The sequence below is a fragment of the Amycolatopsis kentuckyensis genome, from assembly GCF_002155975.1.
Classification (GTDB): Bacteria; Actinomycetota; Actinomycetes; order Mycobacteriales; family Pseudonocardiaceae; genus Amycolatopsis; species Amycolatopsis kentuckyensis.
Map to the genome: position 1 here is coordinate 1 of NZ_MUMI01000116.1, position 26,552 is coordinate 26,552.

Consider the following 26,552-nt stretch of genomic DNA (forward strand, 5'->3'; position numbering starts at 1 on the left):
CGGTCGTCGGCGCGGCGTGCGTCGAAGACGTCCAGGCCGCGGTCGGGTTCGCCGCCCGGCACCGGCTGCCGGTCGCCGCGCGCGGCGGCGGGCACAGCTATCCCGGCTATTCCACTGTGGACGGCGGGATCGTGGTGGACCTCAGCCGGTTTTCCGGCATCGACGTGCGCCCGGACGGCCGCGCCGCGATCGGGGCGGGCGCCCGGCTGGGGCCGATCGCGACGACGCTGGCCGCCCACGGCCGGGTCCTGCCGGCCGGCTCGTGCGAAACCGTCGGCATCGCGGGGCTCGTCCTCGGCGGCGGCGTCGGCCTGGTCGACCGCAAGCACGGGCTGACGTGCGACCACCTCGAGGCCGCGCGGATCGTCACCGCCGACGGCCGGGTGCGCACGGTGTCGAGGACGGCGGAGCCCGACCTGTTCTGGGCCCTGCGCGGCGGAGGCGGCGGCAACTTCGGGATCGTCACCGGTTTCACCTTCTCGACCGTGCCCATCGCCGACGTCGTCACCTACAAGCTCATCTTCCCGCCGGGTACCCAGGCCGCGCTGCTGGCCGCCTGGCAGGAGTGGCTGCCCGGAATGCCGGACGAGCTGTGGTCGGGGGTGAACATCGGCGCGGCGACCGCCGAAACCAGCGGGACGTTCCTCGGCACCGAGGGCCGGCTGAAGCCGCTGCTCGACGACCTCGTCCGCCGCGTGGGCACCCCGCCGGCCGAACGGGAGGCGCGCACGCAGGACCACCTGAGCGCGCTGCGGTCGTTCGACGACCACGAGGCCCGGCCCGGAGCGGTCGCGGCGCGGGCGGCGTACGTCGGCACCTCGCGCATGCTGCTGCGGCCCGTCGACGACCCGGCCGCGGTCGTGGAGGTGCTCACCCGGGCCCCGCGCGTCGGCACACTCATCGACTCCGCCGGCGGCGCGATCGCCCGCGTCGGTGCCCGCGAAACGGCGTTTCCGCACCGGTCCGCCCTGGCGAGCTTCCAGTTCCTGCACGGCGCCGCGCCCGAGGACGGCGGCGAAGCCGAGGCCCGGCGTGCGCTGGCCGCCGTGCGCGACGGGCTGGGGCCGGAGTTCGGCACCACCGGGTACGTCAACTACCTCGACCCGGACATGCCGGACTGGGACCGGGCGTACCACGGGGCGAATCTGCCGCGGCTGCGCGCGATCGCCCGGAAGTACGACCCGGACGGGGTTTTCGCCTTCCCGCAAGGGCTTTCCGTGCCCCGCTCGACCGTCCACACGGGAGCGTCCTAGACTGCGCCGGATTCCCGCCGGCAGGAGGCAACGGTGCTCGACCTGGCATTCTCCACAGAGGACCTGGCGCACACCCGGTTCGCGTTCTCCCCGGCCTGGGAGATCGTCGCGAGCGTCCGCGTCCTGAACCAGCCGGGGCAGCACGCCCTGCACCTGCCGTGGATCAAGCGCGCCACCGCGGCGCTGGCCGAGGCCGGCCTGGACATCGGGCTGCTGCGCGACCTCGTCCCGCTGCGGCACCTGCCCGGGTTCCTGGCCGGCACGCCGTCGACGCCGCTGCCCGAGCTGGCCGACGAGCTCGCCGACCTGCGGGACGTGCCCGCCCGCCTGGTCCGGCGCGAGCTCGACGCGATGAGCGGGCCGCGCTCGCCCGCGCTGACCCGGCTCCACCGCGAGCCGGAGGCGGGCCTGGACCGGCTCGCGACGCTGATGGAGCGGTACTGGCACCTGGTGCTGGCCCCCGACTGGCCGCGGATCCGCGCGCTGCTCGAGGCCGACGTGCTGTACCGGTCCCGGCTGCTGGCCCAGGGCGGCGCCGCCGAGCTGTTCAACGACCTCACCCCGCTGGTCCGCTGGCAGAGCGGCACGCTCACGGTGGCGCACCGGCACCTGCACGCCGCCGTCCCGCTCGACGGGCGCGGCCTCGTGCTGGTGCCCTCGGCGTTCGTGTGGCCGCGGGTGTTCTCCAAGACCGACGCGCGCTGGCAGCCGGTGCTGCGCTACCCGCCGCGCGGGATCGCCACGCTGTGGGAGACCGGCACGGCCACCGCGCCCGGCGCGCTGGCCGCCGTGGTGGGCCGCGGCCGCGCGATGCTGCTGGCCGAGCTGGCCGCCCCGGCGTCCACCGCGGAGCTGGCCCGCCGGAGCGGGCTGAGCGCCGGGGCGGTGTCGCAGCACCTCGGCGTCCTGCACGCTGCGGGCCTGGTCAACCGGCATCGTGCCGGACGTCACGTGCTCTACGTGCGCACTTCGCTCGCGGAAGCCCTGGTCGCGGGCACCGGCGAAGTGGACTGCTGAGATACCCGCGTACTGGCCTGCTTGAAGGGTCCACCGCCGACCTACCCTCGGACTCGTCACCCCTTGTTCTCCTTGTCGAAAGGCCCCGTCGTGTCCGAGCAGCAGCCCGCCCCCGCCACCGGCACCGTCCAGTCCGTCACCGGCACCGCCAAGGTGAAGCGCGGCATGGCCGAGATGCTCAAGGGCGGCGTGATCATGGACGTGGTCACCGCCGAGCAGGCCAAGATCGCCGAAGACGCCGGCGCGGTCGCGGTGATGGCCCTCGAGCGCGTGCCCGCCGACATCCGCGCCCAGGGCGGCGTCGCCCGGATGAGCGACCCCGACCTGATCGACGGCATCATCGAGGCCGTCTCGATCCCGGTGATGGCCAAGGCCCGCATCGGCCACTTCGTCGAGGCGCAGGTCCTGCAGTCGCTCGGCGTGGACTACGTCGACGAGTCCGAAGTCCTCACCCCGGCCGACTACGCCAACCACATCGACAAGTGGGCCTTCACGGTGCCCTTCGTCTGCGGTGCGACCAACCTCGGCGAGGCCCTGCGCCGGATCACCGAGGGCGCGGCGATGATCCGCTCCAAGGGCGAGGCCGGCACCGGCGACGTCTCCAACGCCACCACGCACATGCGCAAGATCCGCCAGGAGATCCGCCGGCTGCAGAACCTGCCCGAGGACGAGCTGTTCGTCGCGGCCAAGGAACTGCAGGCGCCGTACGAGCTGGTGAAGGAGGTCGCCGAGGCGGGCAAGCTGCCGGTGGTGCTGTTCACCGCGGGCGGCATCGCGACCCCGGCCGACGCGGCGATGATGATGCAGCTCGGCGCCGAGGGCGTGTTCGTCGGCTCGGGCATCTTCAAGTCCGGCAACCCGGCCCAGCGCGCCGAGGCGATCGTCAAGGCGACGACGTTCTACGACGACCCGGACGTCCTGGCCAAGGTCTCGCGCGGTCTGGGCGAGGCGATGGTCGGCATCAACGTCGAGGAGCTCCCGGAGCCCCACCGCCTCGCCGAGCGCGGCTGGTAACGGCACTCCGGCCGGCAACGGACCCCGTGGCGGTTTCGCCACGGGGTCGTTCCCGGCCCGGCTCCGGGCGGCGGTACTAGGATCGTCCGGCGTGCCGCCCACGCGAAGTCCCCGGGTGTTCGTCTCGTACGCCGATGACTCCGGCGACCACACCGAGACCGTCCTCCGGTTCGCCGAACGACTGCGCGGCTGGGGCATCGACGTCCGCCTGGACCTGTGGGAGCGCGATCGGCGCCGGGACTGGCTCGCGTGGGTGGTGGAGCAGATCGAGCACGGCGACTTCGTGCTCGCGATCGGCTCGCCCCGGTACAAGCGGCTGGCCGAATCGGACGGCGATTCGCCCGGCCACGCCCGGTTCCAGCTCGTGATGCTACGCGAGCAGCTGGCGGCGGACCGGGCCCGGTGGCTGGCCAAGATCCTTCCGGTCGTCCTGCCCGGCTGCTCCGCCGACGACCTGCCGGCGTTCCTCCAGCCCTACTCCGCGACCCGGTACGCGATCCCCGGGCAGCTCGAGGAGCTGCTGCGGGTGCTGACCGGGCAGCCCCGCTGCCCCCAGCCGGAGCTGGGCCCCCTCGCCACTCCGGCGAGCGCGGACCCCGACGGGCTGGTCCGCTCGCCGGTGCTGTCCGAGGAGCTGAGCCGGGTACTGCTCGACGCCGCGGAGGCCCTCGCGGGCGCGGTCGGCGGCGAGTTGCGGGACGAGACGGAGCGGCTCGGCCTGGACGACCCGCGCCCGCTGGCCACCCGCTGGCGCACCGAAGGCGGCGAATTCGACCGGATCGGGCCGTTCTTCCGCCGGGACGTGCCGACCCGGCGGCTGCTCGTGCTCGGCCGCCCGGGATCCGGCAAGAGCGTCTCGGCGCTCCGGCTGGTGTCCGCGCTGCTGACGGGGTGGACGAGGGGCGACCCGGTGCCGGTGCTGGTCCCGGTCACCGGCTGGCACCCGGGCGAGCTGCACCCGTTCGACTGGCTCGCTCGCCGGCTGGCCCGCGACCACCGGCTGGGCCGGACCGTGCCGTGGGCCGGCGGGAGACGTCTCACGCTGGCGTCCGCGCTGCTGGAGGTGGGCCTGGTGCTGCCCGTCCTCGACGGCCTGGAGACGATCGCGGCGGACCTGAGGCCCGAGGCGATCGCGGCGCTCAACCGGCTGGGGGCGTCGGTCCCGCTGGTCGTCACGTGCGGGGAGGCCGAGTACCGCGCACTGGAGGCGGCGGGCGTCGGGCTGGCGCGCGCGACCCGTGCCGAACTGCTGCCGCTGGACCGGGACGACGTCGAGGACTACCTGGCCGAGACCGTGCCCCACGGCGCGTCCCGCCTGGCCCCGCTGTTCGCCCGGCTGCGTGCGGAGCCCGCGCCGACACCGCTGGCGGTGTGGCTGCTCCGCGTGGTCCACCAGGACGCCGGCCGCGATCCCGGCGACCTGGGCGACCGGGTTCGCTTCCCGGACTGGGACTCGATCGAAGCCCACCTGGTGCAGCACCTCGTCCAGGCGGTCTACCCGGACCATCCCGGCCGCCGCCGGCACGGGGCCTTCGCCCGGGTGCACCACAGCAACGTGCGGCGCTGGCTGGAGCACCTCGCCTCGGCCGGGACGGCGGACATCGCGTGGTGGCAGCTCGATCGTCGCCTCCCGTGGGTCGCGCCCACGTGCCGGGTCGCGGCGGGCGCCGCGCTGGGCTTCGGGCTGGCCAGCACCGCCGGTGTCGTGCCCGGGCTGGTGGCCGCCGCGGTGGTCGGGCTGGTCGCCGGCAACGCGCGGTACCTGGCCTACTTCGGAGTGACCGATCTCGAAACCCCGCACCGGTTCGACGGCTCCGCGCCCAAGGTGCGCGCCGAGTTGCGCGACTTCGCGAAACAGCTGGGGACCGCGCTGCTGTTCGCGGCCGGCGTGCTCGCGCTGCTGTTCGCCGGCCGGGGCATCGCCGCCGGACTGGTGCTCACCGTCCGTGCGGCACTGGCGCTGACGGCGCTGGTGCTCGGCGGCGGGTTCCTGGCCTGGTGGTCCGGCCGCAAGCTGTGGCGGCGGCAACGCCACGGCCGCAGCGACGGCCTGGTGGTGCTCGCCGACCTCGAACGCCCGACGAGCCCGGGCGGCACCCTGCGCGCCGACCGCAAGGTCGTCCTCGCCGGCACCGGAACCATGCTGGCGATCGCGGCGGTGTTCGCCGTGCTGGGCATCGAGTACGCGGTCCGGATCGTCCTCGGCTACGCCGCCGCGTGGATGTTGTACGGCGCGTACGCCAGATTCACCGTGGCCCGGCTCGTGCTCGCCGCGCGCGGCCGGCTGCCGTGGCGGCTGTTCGGCTTCCTCGATGACGCCCGCAACCGTGGCGTGCTCCGCCAGTACGGAGCGGTTCACCAGTTCCGGCACCAGCACCTGCAGCGGCACCTGGGCGACCCGGCCTGAGCTGCGCTTCGAAGACTTCGCACGCTCAGAGTCGCGACCGGCACCGTTCAGCGTGAGACTCCTGGCTGCGGCAGCCGGCGATACCGCCGGCCGTCCGGGAAAGGGGGCTCAGCCGATGAAGAGCGCGGTGGAAGAGAAGTGGGTGCGTCGCTTCCGCGACGACGACGGGTGCGAGACGAAACTGGTTTGCTTTCCCCACGCCGGTTCCGTGGCGGGTGCGTATCGCACCTGGCCGGCCGGACTGCCGTCGGACATCGGCGTCCTGGCCATCCGGTACCCCGGCCGGGAGGATCGGTTCGACGACCCGTTCCCGCCCGGGCTGGAAGCCCTCGCGGACGACATCGCCGACGCGCTCGGCGAGCTGGCCCGGCACCGGATCGTGCTGTTCGGCCACTGTTTCGGGGCCACGGTGGCGCACGAGGTGGCGTTGCGCCTGCAGGACCGGGGGTGTTCGCCGGCCGCCCTGTGCGTGTCCGGCACGCAGCCGCCGCACGCGCTGCCCGGCGGCACGGTGCCCAGCGCGGACGAGGACATCATCGCGCACGTCGTGGGCCTCGACGCGAGTCGCGCCGAAGCCTTCGAGAACCCGGGCATGAGGGAAGCCGTGCTCCCGGCGGTCCGCGGCGATTACCGTTTGGTGGCCGGCTATTCCGGTGGCTCGCGGCCGCCGCTGGCCTGCCCCGTCTACGCGTACGCCGGTGAGGACGACTCCGAAGTGACCCCGGCGGAGATCGCGCGCTGGGCGGACCTGACGAACGGCGCCTTCCGGCTCCGGGTGCTGCCCGGCGGGCACTTCTACCTCAAACCCCAGGAGGCCGCGCTGCTCGCGGACCTGAGCGGCGTACTGGACACCGTGCGGTCCGGTACGGCCACCGCCTGAGCCGGCCGGAGAACCCCGCCCGAAAACCAACCGGAGAGGTGCGATTCATGGCAGACGCGGCAAGTGGTCAGCAGGTCGAGGAGCAACCTCGGCTCATCGGTCTCGTCCGGACGGCTTGGCGGGACACCCTCGGCTACGACACCCCCGACGACGACACGAGTTTCTTCGACGCGGGCGGCGATTCGTTCGTCCTCATCTCCCTCATCGCGAAGATGGCGAAGTCCTCGGGAATCACGATCACGCCCGTCGACGTCCTCCGGGCCCCCACGATCCGGGCTCAGGCGGCCCTGCTCGACCGGATGAGAGACGCGACTGCGGCGAATCCGAGGTGAGGCGGGCGATGGGAACACCTGACGGCCGGGACGAGCACACGGCCGAACTGTGGGCGCGAAGACTGGCGAAGGTGCCGACGGTCCTGGAGGTGCCGTCGGGGCAACGCCGGCCACAGCAGGCGCTCGCAGCCGGTCACCGGCAGCCCATCGAGCTGTCCGCGCGGACCGTGACTTTGCTCCGCGAACTGTCGAGCACCTCGAACGTACCGCCGTCCTCGGTGCTCTTCGCCGCGTTCGGTCTCACGCTGGCCAGGCTGACCGGGCTGAGCACGCTGCTGGTCGGGGTCGGCGATCCCGCCGACCCGGTCCCGGTGCGCCTCGACATCGACGACGACCTGACGCCGGAAGCGTTCACCCGCCGGGTGCGCGAATCGCTGGCGTGGAGCCTGGACCGGGGCGGCTTTCCGCTCGACGAAGTCGTCACGCGGCTGGGTGTCGAACGGTCCGGGCGACGGCACCCGCTGGTCCAGGTCTTCGTGGCCCTGCCCGGCCGGCCCGGCCCGCGGGCGACGGACGCCGGACCCCGGTTCGACATCGCCGTGCGGCTGGAGGACACCGGCGGGTCGTTCGCCGGTTTCGCCGACTGTGCGGCGGACCTGTGGGAGGAAGACGAGGCGCGGCGGTTCTTCCTGGACTGTTCGGCCGCCGTGGAAGAACTCGCCGAGGCGCTGGCGACGGCCGGGGCGGGGGTCACGCTGGCGGACATCCGGTGCATCTCCGCCCGGTCGCGGGCGATCCTCGACGCCGTCAACCGCCCGAGTGGCGTCCGCCCCGGCTCGTCGGTGGACCAGCGCTTCCGCGAGGCGGTGGACCGGTGGCCGTCCGCGGTGGCCGTGCGCGACGCGGACTCGGCGCTGACGTACGCCGAGCTGGCCGTCGCCGTGGCCGAGCAGGCCCGGCTGCTGCGCGCGGCCGGCGTCGGCGAAGGCGACACCGTGCTGATCGGGCTTCCGCGGTCGGTCGCGGAGGTGGTGGCCGTGCTGGGCACGCTCTGGGTGGGCGCCGCCTATTTCGGGGCCGACCTGGCCCAGCCCGCGGCGCACACCGCGAGGATCTTGGCCAAGGCCCGCCCGGCCGCGGCGATCGCGGCCGGTGATGCGGCCGGCCGGCTCGGCGTGCCGCTGGTCGCTGCCTGGCACCGGGGATGGGAGATCGGTGGCGAGCCCGCACCTCCTGTCCGGCCCGATCCCGGCCGGCTGGCGTACGTCGCCTTCACGTCGGGCTCGACCGGTGCGCCGAAGGGGGTGGCGATACCCCACCGCGGCGTGCTCCGGCTGGTCCACGACGGCAAGCACCTGGCGCTGGGCCCGGGCGAGCGCTCCCTCCGCCTGGCACCCCTGGCTTTCGACGCGTCCACCCTGGAGATCTGGGGCACCCTGCTGACGGGGGCGACGCTGGAGATCTGCCCACCGGACGTGCTGCTTCCGAACGAGATCGGCGCTTTCCTGGCGGAGCGCCGGGTCACCGTCGCGTTTCTCACGGCAGGCCTGTTCGGGCTGGTGCACGAATTCGCGAGCGGGTCGTTCGCCGGCCTGCGGCACCTCATGACCGGTGGTGACGTGGTGCCGCACGAGCACGTCAAGCAGGCGCTGGCGGAAAACCCGGGCCTCGTCATCACGAACTGCTACGGCCCCACCGAGAACACGGTCGTCACGACGTCCTGTTCGGTGCGCGAAGCCGCGGACGTCGACGGGCCGGTGCCCATCGGTTCGCCGGTCCCGGGAACGCAGGTGCACGTCCTGGACAGCCGCGGGAGACTGCTGACGCCCGGTGCCGTCGGAGAGCTGTACACGGCCGGAGCCGGTCTCGCCTCGGGGTACCTCAACGACCGGGCGGAGACTGAGCGGGTGTTCGGGTTCTTCTCCCCGGACGTTCCGGCCCGGCTCTACCGCACCGGGGACCTGGTTCGGCTCGACGGGGCCGGCCGGCTGCACTTCCTGGGACGGGCGGACGACCAGGTCAAGATCCGCGGTTTCCGCATCGAGCCGGCCGCGATCGGGGAGGTGCTGCGCGCCCAGGACGGGGTCGAGGAGTCGTTCGTGACGGTCACGGAAGGCGACAGCACCGACAAGAGGCTCGTCGCCGCCGTCCGGCTCACCCCGGGAACGGCGGTCACCCCGGCCGGCCTGCGCGACCGGCTGCGCGACGAGCTGCCGTCGTACATGGTCCCGGCGCTCTGGGCGGTCGTGGACCAGTTGCCCATCACGACGACCGGGAAGATCGACCGACGCCGGCTGGTGGCCCTCGCCCGGCCCGTCGGCTGGTTCGCGAAGCAGGGCTCGCGGGCCGCGTGACCGGCCGCGTCCCCGGTGCCGCCGAGGCGGTACCGGGGACGCGGATCAGCCGCTCGACCCGCTGGTGGTGCCCCGCGTCACCCGTGGTAGCCGTCCAATCGGGACAGGACGTACAGCATGACCTCGTCGGCGCCCCCGCCGATCGACCACACGGGGCTGTCCCGGAAGTACCGGGCGGTCCACATCTCCTCCATGTACCCGATGGCTCCGTGGAACTGCAGGCACGTCGCGGAGATCTCGCGCGCCAGGCGGCCCGCCTCCAGCTTCCCGACGGTCGCGAACCGGTTCACGTCCTCGCCGCGCATGTACGCCTCCGCGGCCGCGTAGTTGTAGTGCCGCAGGACGTCCAGCCGCGCACTCAGCTCGGCCAGCGTGAAGGCGAGGTGCTGGTTGTCGATCAGCGGTTTGCCGAAGACCTTGCGGTTCTTCAGGTAGTCCGCGGTTCTGGTGAGGGCCGTCTCCATGCCGCCGACCGCCGCGTAGCTCAGGGCGAGGCGCTCGTTCTGGAACTGGCTCATCTGCTGGTAGAAACCGAGATCGATCTCGCCGATCGTGTTGCCGACCGGGACCCGCGCGTCGGTGAACGTCAGCTCGGCGGTGTCGGAGGAGCGCATGCCGAGCTTGTCGAGCTTGCGGGAGACCCGGAAGCCCGGCGTGTCCGCCGGGACGATGATCTGCGAAAGGCCGACGCCGAGGCCGCCGCCGGGGGGTTGGTCGGACGTGCGGGCCAGCAGGCAGATCCAGTCCGCCTGGGTGCCGTTGGTGATGTAGGCCTTCGAGCCGTTGATCACCCAGTCGTCGCCGTCGCGCACCGCCCGGGTCGTCAAGGCGGCCACGTCGGAGCCGGTGTCGGGCTCGGTCACCGCGACCGCGCAGACCGCCTCGCCGCTGATCGCCGGGACCAGGTACCGCTGCTTGAGCTCCTCGCTGCCGTACCGGTGCAGCGACGGGGTCGCCATGTCCGTCTGGATGCCGATGCCCAGGGCCACGCCGGCGGGCCCGACGCGGCCGAGCTCCTCGTGCAGGATCACCGTGCAGAGGTGGTCGGCGCCCTGGCCGCCGTACGCCGGGTCGTACTCCAGGCCGAGCAGGCCGAGCTCGGCCATCTTGGGGAACAGCTCGTGCGCGGGGAAGCTCCCGTTCGCTTCCCAAACGTCCGCGTACGGCCCGATCTCCTTTTCGGAGAAGTCGCGGACCAGCTTGCGGAGCGCGNNGATCGGACTGCACGGCGCGCAGGACGGCGAGCCGTTGCCGGTGGGCCTGAGCCAGCCGGGCGACGCCGAGCGTGGCCTGGTAGCCGGGGGTGAGGGCCGCGTCCCGATCGCCGGCGAACCGGGCGAGGGCGGCGTCGAGCCGCGCGGGGCCGCCGCCGAGCGCGCCGCCCACCTCGGTCACCAGGCTTTCCGCCTGCTGGAACGCGTCGCTGATGCCGCGGGCGGTGATGGAGTCCTTGTGGTGCCCGGCGTCGCCGGCGAGCACCCAGCCGGGCCCGGTCGCCTGCCGGAAGAAGTTCTGCTGGTCACCGCTGCCGTGCAGGCGCTCCGCGGGCTCCCGGCCCCGCAGCCGCTCGTACAGCGCGGGCGCGGTGGCGCGGATCTGCTCCTCGTAGGCCCGGCGGGCGTCGGTGCGGACCTCCGCGAACCGGGACTGCGGGAAGTACGCCTGCACGAGGGTCGCGTCGTCGTGGGTGCGCACGGCGGCCACCCAGCTGCCGGGCCGCTCGTACAGCTCCACGCCGTCGGCGGGCACGTCGGGCCAGTACGTGTGGTACGCGCAGGTCATGAGCGGGTCCCGCACCCGGTACGGCGCCGCCACCAGCCGGGCGACGGTGGAGCGCATGCCGTCCGCGCCCACCACCAGCCGTGCGTCTTCGGTGAAGGTCCGGCCCCCGTGCCGGCCTTCGACCCCGGTGACCCGGCCCGTCCCGTCCCACCGCAGCCCGGTCACCCGGCAGCGGTCGCGGAACTCGGCCCCGGCCTCGACGGCCGCGTCCACCAGCAACGCGTCCAGAACCCGGCGCCGCGGGGCGAACTTCGCCCGCTGGCCCGCCACGCCGCCGGCGCACCCCTCGATGCGGACGTCGGCGATCTCGTAGACGGTTCGTTCCAGCGGCGGGCAGCCCGACGCGCGGACGCCGTCCAGCACTCCCCAGCGGGCGAGGGCGGCGATCCCGGGCTGGTGGACGAGGTGCGTGGAGAGGGTGTCGGAGCCGTACGCCGACTTGTCGAGCAGGAGGACCCGGTGGCCCGCGCGGGCCAGCAGCAGGGCGGTGGGCGCACCGGCGCAGCGCGCCCCGACCACGATGACGTCGTACATGCGGCTGCCTCACAACGAACGTCAGCGAGCCCGTGGCTCGGCAGGGGACGGGACCGGCGAGGGCGGCCGGCCGGCCCGGATCGGCGTCGCGACCGGTGCCAACCTATGGGCTGGAACGCCGGCGGACCCACTTCGTCCGTGCTCAGCTGTATTCGGAGATCTCCACGCCGTAGGTCCCGGGCTCGAGGGCTTCGAAGATGTGCGGGACGTCGCCGGGGTAGCAGATGTAGTCGCCGGGCAGCAGCTCCTCCGGGTCGTCCATGACGCCGACGCGGGCGCGGCCGGCGCACAGCACGATGTGCTCGACCACCCCGGTCATGTGCGGGTCGGAGCGGCGCGGGGTGCCCGGCTCGCCGCGGACGACGTAGATGTCGCGGCGGGCGCCGGTGGGGCAGGCCGACAGCAGCGTGCACGCGTAGTCGGCGTGCTCGGCGAAGACCGTCGGTCCCTTGCCCGCGCGGACCACCCGGACTTTGGGCCGGTCCGGTTCGACGAGCCGGGAAAAGGGTACGTCGAGAGCGACACCGAGGGCCCACAGCGTCTCGACGCTCGGGTTGCCGGTGCCGGACTCGAGCTGGGACAGCGTCGACTTGGCCAGGCCGGCGCGGCGCGCGACCTCGGTCAGGGACAAGCCCGCGCGGGTCCGTTCGCGGCGCAGGGACGCCGCGATGATGTCCAGCGGCGCGCCCGTCGTTTCCTGCGGCATTGCTGTTCGCTCCATCGGTCGTTCTGTTCGCCTTGACGAACACAGGGGCATGTGTTCACCATAGAACACATGCGTTCGATATGGCGAACACTCGATCGGGGCCTCGCCCGTGACATCGGCCTGGTCTGTCTCGCCGATTGTCTCGTGGGGGTCTCCTACGGCGCCATCGCGGTGAGCTCCGGTTTCCCGCTGTGGCTGCCGATGCTGATGTCCCTGCTGGTCTTCGCGGGGGCGTCGCAGTTCATGTTCATCGGGATCGTGGCCGCGGGCGGCAACCCGTTCGCGGCCGTGCTGGCCGGCCTGCTGGCCAACGCGCGGCACCTGCCGTTCGGCTTCGCGGTGGGCGACGCCGTGGGGACGCGCCGGAGCACCCGGGCGCTCGGCAGCCACCTGATGAGCGACGAGACGGTGGCGTTCGCGATGGCCCAGGACGAAGCCCCGCGCCGCCGTGCGGCCTACTGGGCGTGCGGGCTGGGGATCTTCGTCTTCTGGAACGCGGGCGTCCTGGTCGGCGCGTACGCCGGGACGGCGATCAAAGACACGGACGCGTTCGGCCTGGACGCGGCGTTCCCGGCGGTCCTGCTGGCGCTGGTGCTGCCGTCGCTGCGCGATCGCGCGGCGCGGCTGCCCGTGCTGATCGGGGTGGTGGTGGCCTTGGCGGCGACGCCGTTCCTGCCGGCCGGGCTGCCGGTGCTGCTCGCGCTGGCCGGGGTGCTGGCCGGGCTGACCGCGAAGGACCCCGAGCTGCAGGAGGCGCGCTGATGGACGGGACGGAACTGCTGATCGCCACGGCGGTGCTGGCGGCCGGAACGTTCGCGTTCCGGTTCGCGGGCCCGGCGCTGCGCAGCCGGGTGAAGCTGTCGCCGCGGGCGGAGAGGCTGATGGCGCTGGCGGCGGTGGTGCTGCTGGCGGCGCTGGTCGCGGTCAGCGCGTTGACGGAGGGACACGGGTTCGCGGGCTTCGCCCGGCCGGCCGGGGTGCTGGTGGCGGGGGTGCTGGCGTGGCGGAAGGCCCCGTTCGCGGTGGTGGTGGTCGCCGCCGCGGCGACGGCAGCGCTGCTGAGGCTGGCCGGCGTCCCCTGACCCCGCCTGCCGACTCCGGCCCGCGGGGGCGCCCCCCGTTTTCCACGCTACCGGAGGCCACCGACAGTTTTGCCCGTGCTGCTGCTGGGGCGAGCGGGGCTGACCTGCCGCGAAGCCGGGGAGTGGGGGCGTCTAGGCTGGTGGGAAGGTCTTTCGGGAGGTCGGGTGTCGTCGGAACCGCTCATCGGTGTGCTCGCCATGCAAGGCGCCGTGCGGGAGCACGTGGCCATGCTGGCCGAAGCGGGCGCGCGGGCCGTGCCCGTCCGGCGGGCCGCTGAGCTGTCCGAAGTGGACGGTCTGGTGCTGCCCGGTGGCGAGTCGACCACCATGTCGCGGCTGCTGGAGAGCTTCGAGCTGCTGGAACCGCTCAAAGCGCGGATCGCCGACGGGCTGCCCGCCTTCGGCTCCTGCGCCGGGATGATCCTGCTGGCGCGGCAGACCCTCGACGGGCGGCCCGACCAGCAGCAGCTCGGCGGCCTGGACGTCGTCGTGCGGCGGAACGCCTTCGGCAGGCAGGTCGACTCCTTCGAGGCCGACCTGGACTTCGCCGGGATCGGCGAACAGGTGCACGCGGTGTTCATCCGGGCTCCCTGGGTCGAGAAGGCCGGTGACGGCGTCGAGGTGCTGGCCACCGTCAGCGGTGTGCCCGGCGTCGACGACGACACCGCTAGGATCGTCGCGGTCCGGCAGGGGGCGGTGCTGGCGACCGCGTTCCACCCGGAACTCACGCCCGACGTGCGGGTGCACCGGCTGTTCGTCGACCTCGTGCGAGAGGCGGCCTGAGCCGCGGTGCCCGGCCGGGGTACGGAACAGATGGAGGAGAGATGAGCGGCCACTCCAAGTGGGCCACCACGAAGCACAAGAAGGCCAACCTCGACGCGAAGCGCGGCAAGCTCTTCGCGCGGTTGATCAAGAACATCGAGGTGGCCGCCCGGACGGGCACCGGTGGTGGCGACCCGGATGGCAACCCGACGCTCTACGACGCCATCCAGAAGGCGAAGAAGAACTCGGTCCCGCAGGACAACATCGAGCGGGCCCGCAAGCGCGGCGCCGGTGAAGAGGCCGGCGGCGCCGACTGGCAGGACATCACGTACGAGGGCTACGGGCCCAATGGCGTGGCGGTGCTGATCGAGTGCCTCACCGACAACAAGAACCGCGCCGCGATGGAGGTCCGCACCGCGCTCACGCGCAACAACGGCTCCCTCGCCGACCCGGGGTCGGTCGCCTACATGTTCAACCGCAAGGGCGTGGTGATCATGCCCAAGGGCGACGCCACCGAGGACGACGTCCTCATGGCGGTGCTCGACGCCGGCGCCGAAGAGGTCAACGACCTCGACGAGAGCTTCGAAATCGTCTGCGAAGGCGGCGACCTGGTGCCGGTGCGCAAGGCGCTCCAGGAGGCCGGGTTCGAGTACGAGTCGGCGGAACTCACCTTCCTCCCGACGGTGAACGTCCCCCTGGACGCGGACGGCGCGAAGAAGGTCTTCAAGCTGATCGACGCCCTCGAAGACTGCGACGACGTCCAGAACGTCTACGCCAACTTCGACGTCTCGGACGAGGTGCTCGCCGAAGTCGGCTGAGTTTTCCCTTGCACCGCACCGCTTTCGGGCCCGGGCCGGAAACTTTCCGGCCCGGGCCCTGGGCTGACCCGGGCTCGTCAGGCAGAATGTGCGCCGTGACCTCGACGACCCCCGCCGCTGCCGCCGACATCACCGCCGAACTGTCCGCGGAAGAACTGCGCCTCATCGAATGGATCGAGGGGCAGGCGAAGGAACGCGGCAACGCCGTCATCAACGTCGCCTCCGACGACGAGGGCGCCGGCTACTCCTTCACGGCCTGCGCGTGGGCGCTGCACAACGTGCCGGAGGCCGTCGTGGTCGGGCTGCCCGGCCAGATGGGGCAGGTGCTGCTCGACGCGTACGTCGACCGCGCCGCCAACGGCGAGATCTTCGAGGTCGGCAAGCGCTACGACGACTTCTTCGAAGGCGTCCCGGTCGTCCTCGAGCGCGTCAACAAGGGGCACTACCCCGAGTACTTCGGCACGGCCTTCCTCATCTACCCGGACGGCGACTTCCCGGCGCTGCAGCTGATCGTCGCGACCCCCGAGGGCAAGTTCCCCTGGCACCCGGACGCGCCCGAGGGCTTCGCGCGCTGGCAGCCGGTGCTGACCGGGAGCGGCGACCCCGAAAGCTGGACCCCCGGGGTCGACGGCCCCTAGAACTTCCGCAGGTCGGCGGCCGCTTCCGGATACCGCAGCGCCAGCTCCGAAGCGGGCGCGAACTCCACGCAGTCGTCCGTGTAGGGCGGCACGACGACCGTGCCCAGCAGGCTCCACGCGCCCCGCGTGACCGTGGCCTGCCACGTCCCGGCGGGCACCACGACCTGCGGGCGTTCACCGGCGGCGACGTCGGTCCCCAGCACCGGCCGCTCGACCGAGCCGTCCGGGTGCAGCAGCAGCATGGCCGCGGGCGCGCCGGCGTGGTGGGCGTAGACCTCGACCCGGTCGAGGCGGTGCGGGGCGGAGAACTCCGGCGCGACGAGCAGGTAGTAGATCGCCGAGCCGGCCTCCGCCCGCCAGCTCTGCGCCCACCGCCCGCCTTCGACGGGCAACGGCTGAAGTCCCAGGTGGGTGATGAAATCCGACGGCTCCGGCATGTCTGCCATCCTGCCGCAGACGCGCCCAGTAGCCTGCAAGCTCGAACTGGTGTTCGCGACGGGAAGGAAGAACGGGTGCGGGTGCTCGGGGTCGACCCCGGTCTGACCAGGTGCGGCCTGGGGGTGGTCGACGGCGGCAAGGGCCGGGCCGTCCGCTGCGTCGCCGTCGACGTCGTGCGGACGCCGGCCGACGCCGACCTGGCCCACCGCCTGCTCGGCATCTCCGACGAGGTCGAGCGGTGGATGGACCGGTACCAGCCGCAGGCCGTCGCCGTCGAGCGCGTCTTCGCCCAGCACAACGTCCGGACCGCGATGGGCACCGCGCAGGCCGGCGGGGTGGTCGCCCTGGCCGCCGCGCGCCGCGGCCTGCCGGTCGTCTTCCACACGCCGAGCGAGGTGAAGGCCGCGGTCAGCGGGTCCGGCCGGGCCGACAAGGCCCAGGTCACGGCCATGGTGATGCGCCTGCTCAACCTTGAAGTGGCGCCGCACCCCGCCGACGCCGCGGACGCCCTCGCCCTGGCCATCTGCCACCTGTGGCGCGAGCCGATGCGGGCCCGGCTCGCCGAAGCCGAAGCCCGCGCGGCCGAGATGGCCCGCACGCACAAAGCCCGCCTCGCCGCGGCGGCGAAGCAGGCGGCGAAACCCGCCAAGAACCCAGGAGCAGCACGATGATCTCGTCGGTACGCGGAGAAGTCCTGTCGGTCGGCCTCGACCACGTCGTGGTCGAGGTCGGCGGGGTCGGCTTCGCCGTGCAGGCCACCCCGGCGACGCTGGCGACCCTGCGCCGCGGCGAAGAGGCCCGGCTGCACACCGCGCTGGTCGTGCGCGAGGACTCGCTGACGCTGTTCGGCTTCGCCGACGCCGACGCGCGCGAGCTGTTCGGGCTGCTGCAGACGGTGTCCGGCATCGGGCCGCGGCTCGCGCTCGCCACGCTGGCCGTGCTGGACCCGGACAAGCTGCGGGCCGCGCTGGTGGAAGGCAACATCACCGTGCTCACCTCGGTGCCCGGCATCGGCCGCAAGGGCGCCGAACGGCTCACCCTCGAACTGCGCGACAAGGTCACCGCCCTCGGCGGCGCGGGCGACACGCCCGCCGTCACCGCCCCCGGCGCGCTGCGTGCCGAGGTCGTCGAGGCGCTGGCCGGGCTCGGCTTCCCGGCCAAGCAGGCCGAGCAGGCCGTCGACAAGGTCCTCGCCGACGGTGACGGCCACACGACCGCCAGCGTCCTGCGCGCCGCCCTGACCACCCTCGGCCGGAAGCGGTAGGCCCGGCCGTGGAGTATGAAGCGGTGGAAGAGGAAGAGGCGCTCTCGGCGTGGGCCCAGACCGGCGACCGCGACGTCGAAGGCACCCTGCGGCCCCGCAAGCTCGACGAGTTCGTCGGCCAGCCGCGGGTCCGCGAGCAGCTGGAGCTGGTGCTGGAGAGCGCCCGCCGCCGCGGCGTGCCCCCCGACCACGTCCTGCTGTCCGGACCGCCCGGGCTGGGCAAGACGTCGATGGCGATGATCGTCGCCGCCGAACTCGGCGCGGCCATCCGGATCACCTCCGGCCCCGCCCTGGAACGGGCCGGCGACCTGGCCGCGATGCTGTCCAACCTCGCGCCCGGCGACGTGCTGTTCATCGACGAGATCCACCGGATCGCGCGCCCCGCCGAGGAGATGCTCTACCTGGCGATGGAGGACTTCCGGGTCGACGTCGTCGTCGGCAAGGGCCCGGGCGCCACCAGCATCCCCCTGGAAATCGCGCCGTTCACGCTGGTCGGGGCGACCACCCGGTCCGGCTCGCTGACCGGTCCGCTGCGCGACCGGTTCGGCTTCACCGGCCAGATGGAGTTCTACACCGACGCCGAGCTGGAGCTGGTCGTCCGCCGGGCCGCGACGATCCTCGACATCCCGATCGACCGCGACGGCTGCGCCGAGATCGCCGGCCGCTCGCGCGGCACGCCCCGGATCGCGAACCGGCTGCTGCGGCGTGTCCGCGACTACGCCGAGGTCCGCGCCGACGGCAAGGTGACCCGCGACGTCGCCCGCGCCGCGCTGGCCGTCTACGACGTCGACGAGCTGGGTCTCGACCGCCTCGACCGGGCCGTGCTCACCGCACTGACCAGGTCGTTCGGCGGCGGGCCGGTGGGCATCTCGACGCTGGCGGTGGCCGTGGGGGAGGAGGCGACCACCGTGGAAGAGGTCTGCGAGCCCTACCTCGTCCGCGCCGGTATGCTCGCCCGCACCCCGCGTGGCCGCGTCGCGACCGCGTCCGCGTGGGAACACCTCGGCATGGTGCCGCCCGCGGACCTCCCGGGGCGCCCGGACCAGGGCGGGCCGTCGCTGTTCGAGCAGGACTGAGCTCGAACACGACCCAGCGGCCCGTACCGGCGGGTGGGTGCTGGCGTCCGCGCTGGTACCTGGCACACTCAACAGGAGCACATACCCAAAAACCGGACATTTCGGCTGGGCCCGGGTGTCCGTCGAACGGAGAATCATGCAACAGCTATTGCTGCCCCTGCTGCTCGTGCTCGTCCTCGCCGTGCCGCTGGTGATGAGCACCCGCAAGCAGAAGAAGCAGCAGGCCGCGCAGCAGGAACTGCAGAGCAGCCTGGCGCCCGGTGACCGCGTGATGACCACGTCCGGTCTCTACGGCACTGTCGCCGACGCCTCCGGCGACAACACCATCGACATCGAGATCGCCCCCGGTGTCGTCACCACCTGGCTGCGGCTCGCGGTCCGCGAGAAGGTGGAGCCGGTCGTCGAGACCGAGGAGGACTCGGTCGACGAGGTCGAGGAGACCCCCGCCGAGGAGCCGAAGATCATCGAGTCGACCTCCGGCATCAAGGACGACGAGCCGCAGACCACCGCGCAGGTGGCGCCGCCGCTGGAGCACGGCAAGAAGTAACGCCCGCGGGTCCTCCCGGGCGCGCGGCGAAAGCCCCGACGAAAGTCGGTGTGGCCTGCAACGCCGGGCTCACGCAGCACCGAGTAGTGTCTCGGTGCTGCGTGCGTGTCCGCCGTCATACCCGTGCCCGGGAGTGAATCGCACACAGTCCCACCCGGTAACCCTCCGGGCGGGCACCGCAACTTGGGGTCCACCCCGTCCGAGGAGACCGAAGCACCGTGGCAGCTTCCGCCGGGCATCTCCGCCCGGGACGCTATCTCGCCCTGTTCGCCCTGATCGTGATCGTCTTGTACGCGCTGGTGTTCCTCACCGGCAACCACAAGCCGACCCCGAAACTGGGCATCGACCTGCAGGGCGGCACCCGGGTCACGCTCACCGCCCGCACCCCCGACGGCGGCCAGCCGACCCGTGAGTCCCTGAACCAGGCGCGCCAGATCATCGAACGGCGCGTCAACGGGATCGGCGTCAGCGGCACCGAGGTCCTCCTCGACGGCAACAACGTCGTCATCACGGTCCCGGGCGAGCAGGGCGACCAGGCGAAGAACCTGGGCAAGACCGCGAAGCTGGGCTTCCGGAAGGTCGTCTCGGCCGCCACCCAGCCGGTGGTGCCGCCGCAGACGAACACCCCGCCGCCGGCCACCGGCACGCCGACCTCGGGCGCGCCGAGCACGCCGCCTTCCGGCGCGACGGGCACCAAGACGCCGACGGCCACGTCGAGCGCGCCGCCGACCGCCGGTGGTGGTGGCGGGGCCGCGGCCGCGCCGCAGCAGAACACCACGCCGGCCGCGCCGAGCAGCAGCACCCCGCCGCCGTCCTCGACCCCGGCACCGGCACCGGCGCCTTCGGACGGCTCGGTCGACGCGGAGACCGCGAAGGAGATCCAGGCCGCCAAGGCCCTCCGGCAGAACCCGCAGCTGATCGGCGCCGACGGCCAGCCGAACCAGGAGCTCGTCTCGAAGGCGATGGCGGCGCTGACCTGCGCGCCGAACGCCAAGGACCCCCTCGAGGGCAACGACGACCCGAAGCTGCCGCTGGTCGCCTGCGGTGACCACGACACGTACAAGTACCTGCTGGAGCCGGAATTCCTGCCGGGCACCGAGATCGCCGACTCGACCTCGGGCTACGACCAGCAGCGCGGCCAGTGGGTGGTGAACCTCAGCTTCAAGAGCGAGGGCACCAAGACCTGGGCGGACTTCACCTCGAAGAACACCGGCCAGCAGGCGGCGTTCGTGCTCGACACGCAGGTCGTGTCCGCGCCGAACATCCAGGTGGCCATCCTCGACGGCAACACCCAGATCACCGGCAAGTTCACCCAGTCCGAGGCGAAGGACCTCTCGGACATCCTCAAGTACGGCTCGCTGCCGCTGTCGTTCGCCTCTTCGGACGCGACCACGGTGTCGGCGACCCTCGGCCTGGCCTCGCTGGAGGCCGGCCTGATCGCCGGCGGCATCGGCCTGCTGGTGGTCTTCGTCTACTGCCTGTTCTACTACCGGCTGCTCGGCGTGCTCACCATCCTGTCGCTGGCCCTGTCCGGCGCGCTGGTGTTCGCGGTGCTGGTGCTGCTCGGCCGCTGGATCGGCTACACGCTGGACCTCGCGGGCATCGCCGGCCTGATCATCGCCATCGGGATCACGGCGGACTCGTTCGTCATCTACTTCGAACGGCTCAAGGACGAAATCCGGGAAGGCAGGACCTTCCGGTCCGCGGTGCCGCGCGGCTGGGTCCGCGCCCGGCGCACCATCCTGGCGTCGGACGCGGTGAGCTTCCTGGCCGCGGCGATCCTGTACGTCATCGCGGTCGGCGACGTCCAGGGCTTCGCGTTCACCCTCGGTATGTCCACGGTGCTCGACCTCGTCGTCGTGTACCTGGTGACGCACCCGCTGGTGGCCATGGTGTCCACGTCCAAGAACACGTTCCTGTCCAATCCGAGGCACCTGGGTCTCGGCGCCGTGCAGCAAGTGGGTTCGCAGCGTAAGAAGTCGACCTCGGTCGGCCGCGCGAACGTGAAGGAGGCCTGACGTGGGGGTCGAAGAACTGGGCACGGACGCCGAAGGCAACGCCAAGGCGACGGTGAAGCCCGGCAAGAGGGAAAGCGTCTTCCACCGGCTGTACGTCGGCACGGGTGCGTTCGACGTCGTCGGCAAGCGCAAGCGCTGGTACGCCTTCTTCGGCGCGCTGGTGCTGGTGTGCCTGCTGTCGATGATCATCCGCGGCTTCAACCTCGGCATCGAGTTCGAGGGCGGCACGCAGATCCAGATGCCGGCCAACGGCATCCACGGCGTGATCACCGAGGAGCAGGCCAAGGAGTCGTTCCAGAAGGCGCTGGGCCACCCGGCCGCGGAGGCGCAGAAGGTCGGCACGGGTGCCGCGTCGACCATCCAGATCCGCACCGAGACGCTGAACGCGGCCGACGTCGCCAAGCTGAAGCAGGGCCTGTTCCAGGACCTGGGCCCCAAGGGCAGCAACGGCCAGGCCAGCGTCCAGGCGATCAGCGACAGCGCGGTGAGCGCGTCCTGGGGTGGCGAGATCTCGCAGAAGGCGCTGATCGCGCTCGCGGTGTTCCTCGTCGCGGTGGTCATCTTCCTGGCGGTCTACTTCGACCTGCGGATGGCCGCGGCCGCGCTGGTGTCGCTGCTGCACGACATCCTGGTGACGGCGGGGGTGTACTCGCTGATCGGCTTCGAGGTCACCCCGGCGACCGTGATCGGCCTGCTGACCATCCTCGGGTTCTCGCTGTACGACACGGTGGTGGTGTTCGACAAGGTCCGCGAGAACACGCGCGGCCTGCTCGGCCTGACCCGCCGCACGTACGGCGAGGCGGCGAACCTCGCGCTGAACCAGACCCTGATGCGGTCGTTCAACACGGCGTTCATCGCGCTGCTGCCGATCCTCGGCCTGCTGGTCGTCGGGTACGTGCTGCTCGGCTCGGGCACGCTGCAGGACCTGGCGCTGGTGCAGCTCACCGGTACCCTCGTCGGCGTCCTGTCGTCGGTCGCCCTGGCGACGCCGCTGCTGGTCGACTTCAAGATGCGCGACCCGAAGTACGCGCAGCAGGCCGAGCGGGTCCGCCAGCGTCGTGCCAACCAGGAGCGCAAGGCGGCGGGCGAGGAGTTCGACGCCTCGGACGACGACGCCTTGGCGAAGGAACTGCGCAAGGAGAAGGCGTACGCGGCCGCGGCCAGCGTCCCCGCCCGGATCCAGAAGCAGCGCCCGGCCGGCAAGCCCGCGGGCAAGCGGAAGCGCTGACGTGGAGCTCGACGACGCCCTCGGCCTGATCGCCGAGGTGCCGGACTTCCCCGAGCCCGGCGTGCTGTTCCGCGACCTGAGCCCGCTCTTCGCGGACGCGGGTGCGTTCAAAGCGGTGACCGACGCGCTGGCGGGCACCCTCGACGCGCAAGTCGAGGCGCTCGCCGGCGTGGAGGCCCGCGGGTTCCTCCTCGCCGCGGCCGTCGGGTACGCCCGCGGCCTCGGCGTGGTCCTGATCCGCAAGCCGGGCAAGTTGCCGGCCGTGGCGGGCCGCGTCGACTACGCCCTGGAGTACGGCACGGCGACGGTCGAGCTCCCGGCCGGCGTGGTGAAGCCGGGCCAGCGCATCGCGATCCTCGACGACGTCCTCGCCACGGGCGGCACGGTCGCGGCCACGGGCAAGCTCCTCGAAGACGCGGGCGCGGTGGTCGACAGCGTCTCGGTGGTCCTGGAGCTGGCCGCCCTCGGCGGCCGCCAGGTCCTCGGCAACCGCAAGATCCACGCCCTCCAGACCCTGCTGAACCCGTCACCCGCGTGATCCCACCCGGAACTCGTGTGATTAAACCCGGAACTCACGTGATTGAGGCCGGAACTCGCGAGTTCCGGCTCTGATCACGCGAGTTACGGGCCTGATCACGTGAGATACGGCCCGGATCACGTGGGTGACGGGCCGGGTCACGTGGGTGACGGGTTGCGGCACGCCGGGAGGCGGGGAACCGGCTGGTGGTGAGCTCCACATCCCCCTGAACGGGCGCACCCGACAGGGCTGCGAGGCGCAGCGGCTACCCTGGTGGTCCGAAGGCCGCACGAGCAGCAGGAGGTGCGGGTGAGCCAGGAGCTCGACGCCGCGGTGCCCGCGAAGCAGGGCGCCCAGCAGAACGGGCAGGCGGCGGCACAGCCCGCGCCGCCGAAGCCGAACGGCGCGGCGCCGAATCCGTCCGCCACCCGGCGGGTCCGGGCGCGCCTCGCCCGGCGGATCACCGCCCAGCGCGCCGCTCCGGTCAAGCAGGTCCTCGAACCGCTGGCCGTCATCCACCGCGAGCTCCACCCCAACGGCGACCTCGGCCTGCTCCAGCGCGCCTACGACGTCGCCGAGGAACTCCACCGCAACCAGCGGCGCAAGTCCGGCGACCCGTACATCACCCACCCGCTGGCCGTCGCCACCATCCTCGCCGAGCTGGGCATGGACACCACCACGCTCGTCGCCGCGCTGCTGCACGACACGGTCGAGGACACCGGCTACGCCGTCGAGAGCCTGAAGGCCGACTTCGGCGACAAGGTCGCCGAGCTGGTCGACGGCGTCACGAAGCTGGACAAGGTGCAGCTCGGCTCGTCCGCCGAGGCCGAGACCATCCGCAAGATGGTCATCGCGATGGCCAAGGACCCCCGGGTGCTGGTCATCAAGCTCGCCGACCGGCTGCACAACATGCGCACCATGCGCTTCCTGCCGCCGGAGAAGCAGGCCCGCAAGGCCCGCGAAACGCTCGAAGTGCTCGCCCCGCTGGCCCACCGCCTCGGCATGGCCACGGTCAAGTGGGAGCTGGAAGACCTCGCGTTCGCGATCCTGCAGCCCAAGAAGTACGACGAAATAGTGCGCCTGGTCGCCGACCGCGCGCCCTCACGCGACATCTACCTGCGGTCGGTCATCACGGACCTGACCAGCAACCTCGTCTCGTCGCGGATCACCGCGAAGGTCGAGGGCCGGCCGAAGCACTACTACTCGATCCACCAGAAGATGATCGTCCGCGGCCGCGACCTGGACGACATCCACGACCTGGTCGGCGTCCGCATCCTGGTCGAGGACGTCCGCGACTGCTACGCGGCGATGGGTGTCGTGCACGCGCTGTGGCAGCCGGTGCCCGGCCGGTTCAAGGACTACATCGCGCAGCCCCGCTTCGGCGTCTACCAGTCGCTGCACACGACGGTGATCGGCCCGGACGGCAAGCCCCTCGAGGTGCAGATCCGCACCTACGAGATGCACCGCACCGCCGAGTACGGCATCGCCGCGCACTGGCGCTACAAGGAAACCAAGGGCACGCACAACGGCAACGCGATGGACGTCGACGAGATGGCGTGGATGCGCCAGCTCCTCGACTGGCAGCGCGAGGCGGCGGACCCGGGCGACTTCCTCGAGTCCCTGCGCTACGAGCTGGCCGCGCGCGAGATCTTCGTGTTCACCCCGAAGGGTGACGTCATCACGCTGCCGGTCGACTCGACGCCGGTCGACTTCGCCTACGCCGTGCACACCGAGGTCGGCCACCGCTGCATCGGCGCCCGCGTCAACGGCCGCCTGGTCGCGCTCGAGCGCAAGCTGGAGAACGGCGAAGTCGTCGAGATCTTCACGTCGAAGGCGGAGAACGCCGGGCCGTCGCGCGACTGGCTGCAGTTCGCCGGCTCGCCGAAGGCCCGCGCCAAGATCCGGCAGTGGTTCGCCAAGGAACGCCGCGACGAGGCGATCGAAGGCGGCAAGGAAGCCATCACCAAGGAGATCCGCAAGGTCGGCCTGCCGATCCAGCGGCTGGTCTCCGCGGAGTCCATGGGCGCGGTCGCCACCGAGCTGCGCCACGCCGACATCTCGTCGCTGTACGCGGCGGTCGGCGAGGGCCACACGAGCGCGAAGCACGTCGTGCAGCGCCTGGTGGCGCTGATCGGCGGTGTCGACGCGGCGGAAGAGGAACTCGCCGAGCGCGCGACACCGTCCACGGTGACCCGCCGCCGCGGCTCCAACGACGTCGGCGTGGTGGTCAAGGGCGCCAGCGACGTCTGGGCGAAGCTCGCCCGCTGCTGCACCCCCGTCCCGGGCGACGAGATCCTCGGCTTCGTCACCCGCGGCGGCGGCGTTTCGGTGCACCGCACGGACTGCACGAACGCGGGCGACCTGCAGTCCCAGCCGGAGCGGCTGGTCGAGGTCGAGTGGGCGCCCTCGGCGTCGTCGGTGTTCCTGGTGGCGATCCAGGTCGAGGCACTCGACCGGCACCGGCTCCTCTCGGACGTGACCAAGGTGCTGGCCGACGAGAAGGTCAACATCCTGTCGGCGTCGGTGACCACGTCCCGCGACCGGGTCGCGGTCAGCCGCTTCTCGTTCGAGATGGGCGACCCGAAGCACCTCGGCCACGTCCTGAAGGTGGTTCGCGGCGTGGAAGGCGTCTACGACGTCTACCGCGTGACGTCGGCTTCCTAAGGGGTCCAGGAGACGCCGGCGGCCGCGGCGATCCGCTCGCGTGACTCCAGCAGCCGCGCGCGCAACGGCGGTAAGTCCACGTCGAGCAGGCGCCCGTGCCGTTTGACCGCCTTCCCGGCGACGTAGACGCTGTCCACCAGCCCGGGGTGGCCGGCGCTGACGATGGTGCGGACCGGGTCGCCGACGGGGAAGACCGAGAGGTCCTCGGCGTCCAGCAGGACCAGGTCGGCGTCGCGGCCGACGGCCAGGCGGCCGCTGTTGCGCCCGCAAGTCCGGGCGCCGTCCACGGTGGCGAACTCGAGGACGTCGCGAGCCGTGACGCCGCCGCGGTCGGCGGCCAGTGCCGTGCGCATGGCGCCGAACAGGTCCCCGCCGGCGGACAGGCAGTTGTCGACCGACAGCGCCGGGCGGAGGCCGGCGGCGAGCGCCCGGCCGGTTACCGGGGGCGCGAAGCCCATCTTCAGCTCGACGTCCGGGCTGACCGACACCGAACACCCCGCCTCGGCCAGCATCACGAGCTGGTCGTCGGACAGGTCGTTGCCGTGCACGACGGTGGTGCGCTCGTCGAGCAGCCCGCGGTCCCGCATCCCGGCGATCGGCCGGTCGCCATGGGGCCAGCCACCGGTGCCGTGGACGTGCACGCTGACCCGCAGCCCGAGTTCCCGCGCCAGCGCGACATCGGCGGCGGTTTCGTCCATGGTGGACACCACCGGGCCGCGCAGGCCCAGCGCCATGTCCTCGCCCGGCAGCAGGGCCCGCACCCGCCGGATCTCCGGCGTGATGTCCGGCCCGTCGGCGCCGTAGCAGAAGATCGAGTGGCCGGGTGCGTCGTGCAGCCCGGCGATCGCGGCGTCGGCGTTCTCCGGGTGGAGGGCGCAGTGGAACCAGTCGAGCATGGTCGTGACGCCGGAGTTCAGGGCTTCGAGGCGGCCGAGGAGGTTGCCCAGGTAGACGTCCTCCGGCCGGTAGTGCGGCTTGAGCGTGCCGTGCGCGGTGACGCGGTACTGGTCGAACGTCCAGTCCGTGCCGTGGCCGCGGAACGCCGTCTGCCAGGTGTGCCGGTGCGTGTCGACGAACCCGGGCAGCACGATCTTCCCGGTCGCGTCGACGATCTCGGCGTCGGCGTCGGCGTCGAGCGTGGCGCCGATGGCGGCGATCCGGCCGTCCTCGATGAGCACGTCGCCACGGGGAAGGTCCCCGAGCGCCGGATCCATGCTGACCACCATGCCGCCGCGCAGCAGTGTCTTCATCGGTGTCCTCCCAGAGTTGACGCGTCAACTC

Annotated in this window: 24 protein-coding genes and 1 pseudogene; 20 read left to right on the top strand and 5 right to left on the bottom strand. The window is 72.4% G+C overall.

The window, feature by feature from the left end:
* From CCN39_RS12375 to CCN39_RS12405, 7 genes are all read left to right on the top strand, one after another.
* A partial coding sequence (locus tag CCN39_RS12375) for an FAD-binding oxidoreductase (protein WP_086841492.1) occupies nucleotides 1–1,253 on the top strand: 1,253 nt, incomplete at its 5' end.
* 33 nt (nucleotides 1,254–1,286) lie between these two features.
* Complete coding sequence (locus CCN39_RS12380; protein WP_086841494.1) at nucleotides 1,287–2,270, top strand: ArsR/SmtB family transcription factor; 984 nt, start codon at nucleotides 1,287–1,289, stop codon at nucleotides 2,268–2,270.
* A gap of 90 nt (nucleotides 2,271–2,360) precedes the next feature.
* The gene (gene pdxS / locus CCN39_RS12385; protein WP_208630217.1) at nucleotides 2,361–3,284 is read left to right on the top strand and encodes a pyridoxal 5'-phosphate synthase lyase subunit PdxS; all 924 of its coding nucleotides are present in this window, start codon (nucleotides 2,361–2,363) and stop codon (nucleotides 3,282–3,284) included.
* Between the two features lie 91 nt (nucleotides 3,285–3,375).
* Complete coding sequence (locus tag CCN39_RS12390; protein WP_086841496.1) at nucleotides 3,376–5,691, top strand: SEFIR domain-containing protein; 2,316 nt, start codon at nucleotides 3,376–3,378, stop codon at nucleotides 5,689–5,691.
* A gap of 115 nt (nucleotides 5,692–5,806) precedes the next feature.
* A complete protein-coding gene (locus tag CCN39_RS12395) occupies nucleotides 5,807–6,571 on the top strand; it encodes a thioesterase II family protein (protein WP_086841498.1) in 765 nt (254 codons plus the stop codon).
* A 47-nt stretch (nucleotides 6,572–6,618) separates the two neighbouring features.
* Nucleotides 6,619–6,903, top strand: coding sequence for an acyl carrier protein (locus tag CCN39_RS12400; protein ID WP_244210750.1), 285 nt, complete (start codon nucleotides 6,619–6,621; stop codon nucleotides 6,901–6,903).
* Nucleotides 6,904–6,911: 8 nt separating this feature from the next.
* The gene (locus CCN39_RS12405; RefSeq protein WP_086841502.1) at nucleotides 6,912–9,197 is read left to right on the top strand and encodes an amino acid adenylation domain-containing protein; all 2,286 of its coding nucleotides are present in this window, start codon (nucleotides 6,912–6,914) and stop codon (nucleotides 9,195–9,197) included.
* Between the two features lie 77 nt (nucleotides 9,198–9,274).
* Here CCN39_RS12405 and CCN39_RS12410 read toward each other — a convergent pair whose 3' ends face one another.
* The 3 genes and pseudogenes from CCN39_RS12410 to CCN39_RS12420 all read right to left on the bottom strand — a co-directional run bounded on the left by CCN39_RS12410 (nucleotide 9,275) and on the right by CCN39_RS12420 (nucleotide 12,219).
* Entirely contained in the window at nucleotides 9,275–10,414 is a 1,140-nt protein-coding gene (locus tag CCN39_RS12410; protein ID WP_086841504.1) for an acyl-CoA dehydrogenase family protein, read from the bottom strand.
* Between the two features lie 190 nt (nucleotides 10,415–10,604).
* Nucleotides 10,605–11,513: pseudogene (locus CCN39_RS12415) on the bottom strand (FAD-dependent oxidoreductase); the annotation flags it as partial.
* 142 nt (nucleotides 11,514–11,655) lie between these two features.
* A complete protein-coding gene (locus tag CCN39_RS12420) occupies nucleotides 11,656–12,219 on the bottom strand; it encodes a helix-turn-helix domain-containing protein (RefSeq protein ID WP_086841506.1) in 564 nt (187 codons plus the stop codon).
* A 69-nt stretch (nucleotides 12,220–12,288) separates the two neighbouring features.
* On the opposite strand from CCN39_RS12420, the gene CCN39_RS12425 reads away from it, so the two are divergent.
* The 5 genes from CCN39_RS12425 (at nucleotide 12,289) to CCN39_RS12445 (ending at nucleotide 15,519) form a co-directional block, all read left to right on the top strand.
* Nucleotides 12,289–12,981 (top strand): AzlC family ABC transporter permease, encoded by a 693-nt coding sequence (locus CCN39_RS12425; protein ID WP_086841508.1) that lies wholly within the window; start codon nucleotides 12,289–12,291, stop codon nucleotides 12,979–12,981.
* On the top strand, nucleotides 12,981–13,301 hold the full coding sequence (locus tag CCN39_RS12430; RefSeq protein ID WP_086841510.1) for an AzlD domain-containing protein: 321 nt from the start codon (nucleotides 12,981–12,983) through the stop codon (nucleotides 13,299–13,301). Before CCN39_RS12425 ends, CCN39_RS12430 begins: the two co-directional genes overlap by 1 nt.
* Before the next feature lie 165 nt (nucleotides 13,302–13,466).
* Nucleotides 13,467–14,084: a pyridoxal 5'-phosphate synthase glutaminase subunit PdxT gene (gene pdxT, locus CCN39_RS12435; protein WP_086841512.1), complete on the top strand. Its 618-nt coding sequence runs from the start codon at nucleotides 13,467–13,469 to the stop codon at nucleotides 14,082–14,084.
* 41 nt (nucleotides 14,085–14,125) lie between these two features.
* Nucleotides 14,126–14,881 carry a YebC/PmpR family DNA-binding transcriptional regulator gene (locus tag CCN39_RS12440; RefSeq protein ID WP_086841514.1) on the top strand — a complete coding sequence of 252 codons (756 nt, stop codon included), beginning with the start codon at nucleotides 14,126–14,128 and terminating at the stop codon, nucleotides 14,879–14,881.
* Between the two features lie 86 nt (nucleotides 14,882–14,967).
* Nucleotides 14,968–15,519 carry a DUF4262 domain-containing protein gene (locus tag CCN39_RS12445; protein WP_167455048.1) on the top strand — a complete coding sequence of 184 codons (552 nt, stop codon included), beginning with the start codon at nucleotides 14,968–14,970 and terminating at the stop codon, nucleotides 15,517–15,519.
* Here CCN39_RS12445 and CCN39_RS12450 read toward each other — a convergent pair.
* Nucleotides 15,516–15,956, bottom strand: coding sequence for a cupin domain-containing protein (locus CCN39_RS12450; RefSeq protein WP_086841518.1), 441 nt, complete (start codon nucleotides 15,954–15,956; stop codon nucleotides 15,516–15,518). The genes CCN39_RS12445 and CCN39_RS12450 overlap by 4 nt on opposite strands.
* A gap of 75 nt (nucleotides 15,957–16,031) precedes the next feature.
* Between CCN39_RS12450 and ruvC the strand changes: the two genes are divergently transcribed.
* The 8 genes from ruvC (at nucleotide 16,032) to CCN39_RS12490 (ending at nucleotide 25,271) form a co-directional block, all read left to right on the top strand.
* Nucleotides 16,032–16,628: a crossover junction endodeoxyribonuclease RuvC gene (gene ruvC, locus CCN39_RS12455; RefSeq protein WP_086841520.1), complete on the top strand. Its 597-nt coding sequence runs from the start codon at nucleotides 16,032–16,034 to the stop codon at nucleotides 16,626–16,628.
* Nucleotides 16,625–17,221 carry a Holliday junction branch migration protein RuvA gene (gene ruvA / locus CCN39_RS12460; protein ID WP_086841521.1) on the top strand — a complete coding sequence of 199 codons (597 nt, stop codon included), beginning with the start codon at nucleotides 16,625–16,627 and terminating at the stop codon, nucleotides 17,219–17,221. Before ruvC ends, ruvA begins: the two co-directional genes overlap by 4 nt.
* An 8-nt stretch (nucleotides 17,222–17,229) precedes the next feature.
* Nucleotides 17,230–18,297 carry a Holliday junction branch migration DNA helicase RuvB gene (ruvB, locus tag CCN39_RS12465; protein WP_167455049.1) on the top strand — a complete coding sequence of 356 codons (1,068 nt, stop codon included), beginning with the start codon at nucleotides 17,230–17,232 and terminating at the stop codon, nucleotides 18,295–18,297.
* Between the two features lie 136 nt (nucleotides 18,298–18,433).
* Nucleotides 18,434–18,844: a preprotein translocase subunit YajC gene (gene yajC, locus CCN39_RS12470; RefSeq protein ID WP_208630218.1), complete on the top strand. Its 411-nt coding sequence runs from the start codon at nucleotides 18,434–18,436 to the stop codon at nucleotides 18,842–18,844.
* 218 nt (nucleotides 18,845–19,062) lie between these two features.
* Entirely contained in the window at nucleotides 19,063–20,862 is a 1,800-nt protein-coding gene (gene secD, locus CCN39_RS12475) for a protein translocase subunit SecD (RefSeq protein WP_167455050.1), read from the top strand.
* Nucleotide 20,863: 1 nt separating this feature from the next.
* Nucleotides 20,864–22,090: a protein translocase subunit SecF gene (gene secF, locus CCN39_RS12480; protein WP_086841525.1), complete on the top strand. Its 1,227-nt coding sequence runs from the start codon at nucleotides 20,864–20,866 to the stop codon at nucleotides 22,088–22,090.
* A 1-nt stretch (nucleotide 22,091) separates the two neighbouring features.
* Entirely contained in the window at nucleotides 22,092–22,628 is a 537-nt protein-coding gene (locus CCN39_RS12485; RefSeq protein WP_086841527.1) for an adenine phosphoribosyltransferase, read from the top strand.
* Nucleotides 22,629–22,916: 288 nt separating this feature from the next.
* On the top strand, nucleotides 22,917–25,271 hold the full coding sequence (locus CCN39_RS12490) for a RelA/SpoT family protein (protein WP_086841529.1): 2,355 nt from the start codon (nucleotides 22,917–22,919) through the stop codon (nucleotides 25,269–25,271).
* Here CCN39_RS12490 and CCN39_RS12495 read toward each other — a convergent pair.
* Complete coding sequence (locus CCN39_RS12495) at nucleotides 25,268–26,521, bottom strand: amidohydrolase family protein (RefSeq protein WP_086841531.1); 1,254 nt, start codon at nucleotides 26,519–26,521, stop codon at nucleotides 25,268–25,270. The two genes, CCN39_RS12490 and CCN39_RS12495, sit on opposite strands and share 4 nt — an antisense overlap.
* Nucleotides 26,522–26,552: the final 31 nt, after the last annotated feature.

Coding starts and splice junctions, on each gene's coding strand:
- CCN39_RS12395 (WP_086841498.1), top strand. CDS start 5,807: ATGAAGAGCGCGGTGGAAGAGAAGTGGGTGCGTCGCTTCCGCGACGAC.
- CCN39_RS12400 (WP_244210750.1), top strand. CDS start 6,619: ATGGCAGACGCGGCAAGTGGTCAGCAGGTCGAGGAGCAACCTCGGCTC.
- CCN39_RS12405 (WP_086841502.1), top strand. CDS start 6,912: ATGGGAACACCTGACGGCCGGGACGAGCACACGGCCGAACTGTGGGCG.
- CCN39_RS12420 (WP_086841506.1), bottom strand. CDS start 12,219: ATGCCGCAGGAAACGACGGGCGCGCCGCTGGACATCATCGCGGCGTCC.
- CCN39_RS12425 (WP_086841508.1), top strand. CDS start 12,289: ATGCGTTCGATATGGCGAACACTCGATCGGGGCCTCGCCCGTGACATC.
- CCN39_RS12430 (WP_086841510.1), top strand. CDS start 12,981: ATGGACGGGACGGAACTGCTGATCGCCACGGCGGTGCTGGCGGCCGGA.
- CCN39_RS12440 (WP_086841514.1), top strand. CDS start 14,126: ATGAGCGGCCACTCCAAGTGGGCCACCACGAAGCACAAGAAGGCCAAC.
- CCN39_RS12445 (WP_167455048.1), top strand. CDS start 14,968: ATGTGCGCCGTGACCTCGACGACCCCCGCCGCTGCCGCCGACATCACC.
- CCN39_RS12450 (WP_086841518.1), bottom strand. CDS start 15,956: ATGCCGGAGCCGTCGGATTTCATCACCCACCTGGGACTTCAGCCGTTG.
- ruvA (WP_086841521.1), top strand. CDS start 16,625: ATGATCTCGTCGGTACGCGGAGAAGTCCTGTCGGTCGGCCTCGACCAC.
- yajC (WP_208630218.1), top strand. CDS start 18,434: ATGCAACAGCTATTGCTGCCCCTGCTGCTCGTGCTCGTCCTCGCCGTG.
- CCN39_RS12495 (WP_086841531.1), bottom strand. CDS start 26,521: ATGAAGACACTGCTGCGCGGCGGCATGGTGGTCAGCATGGATCCGGCG.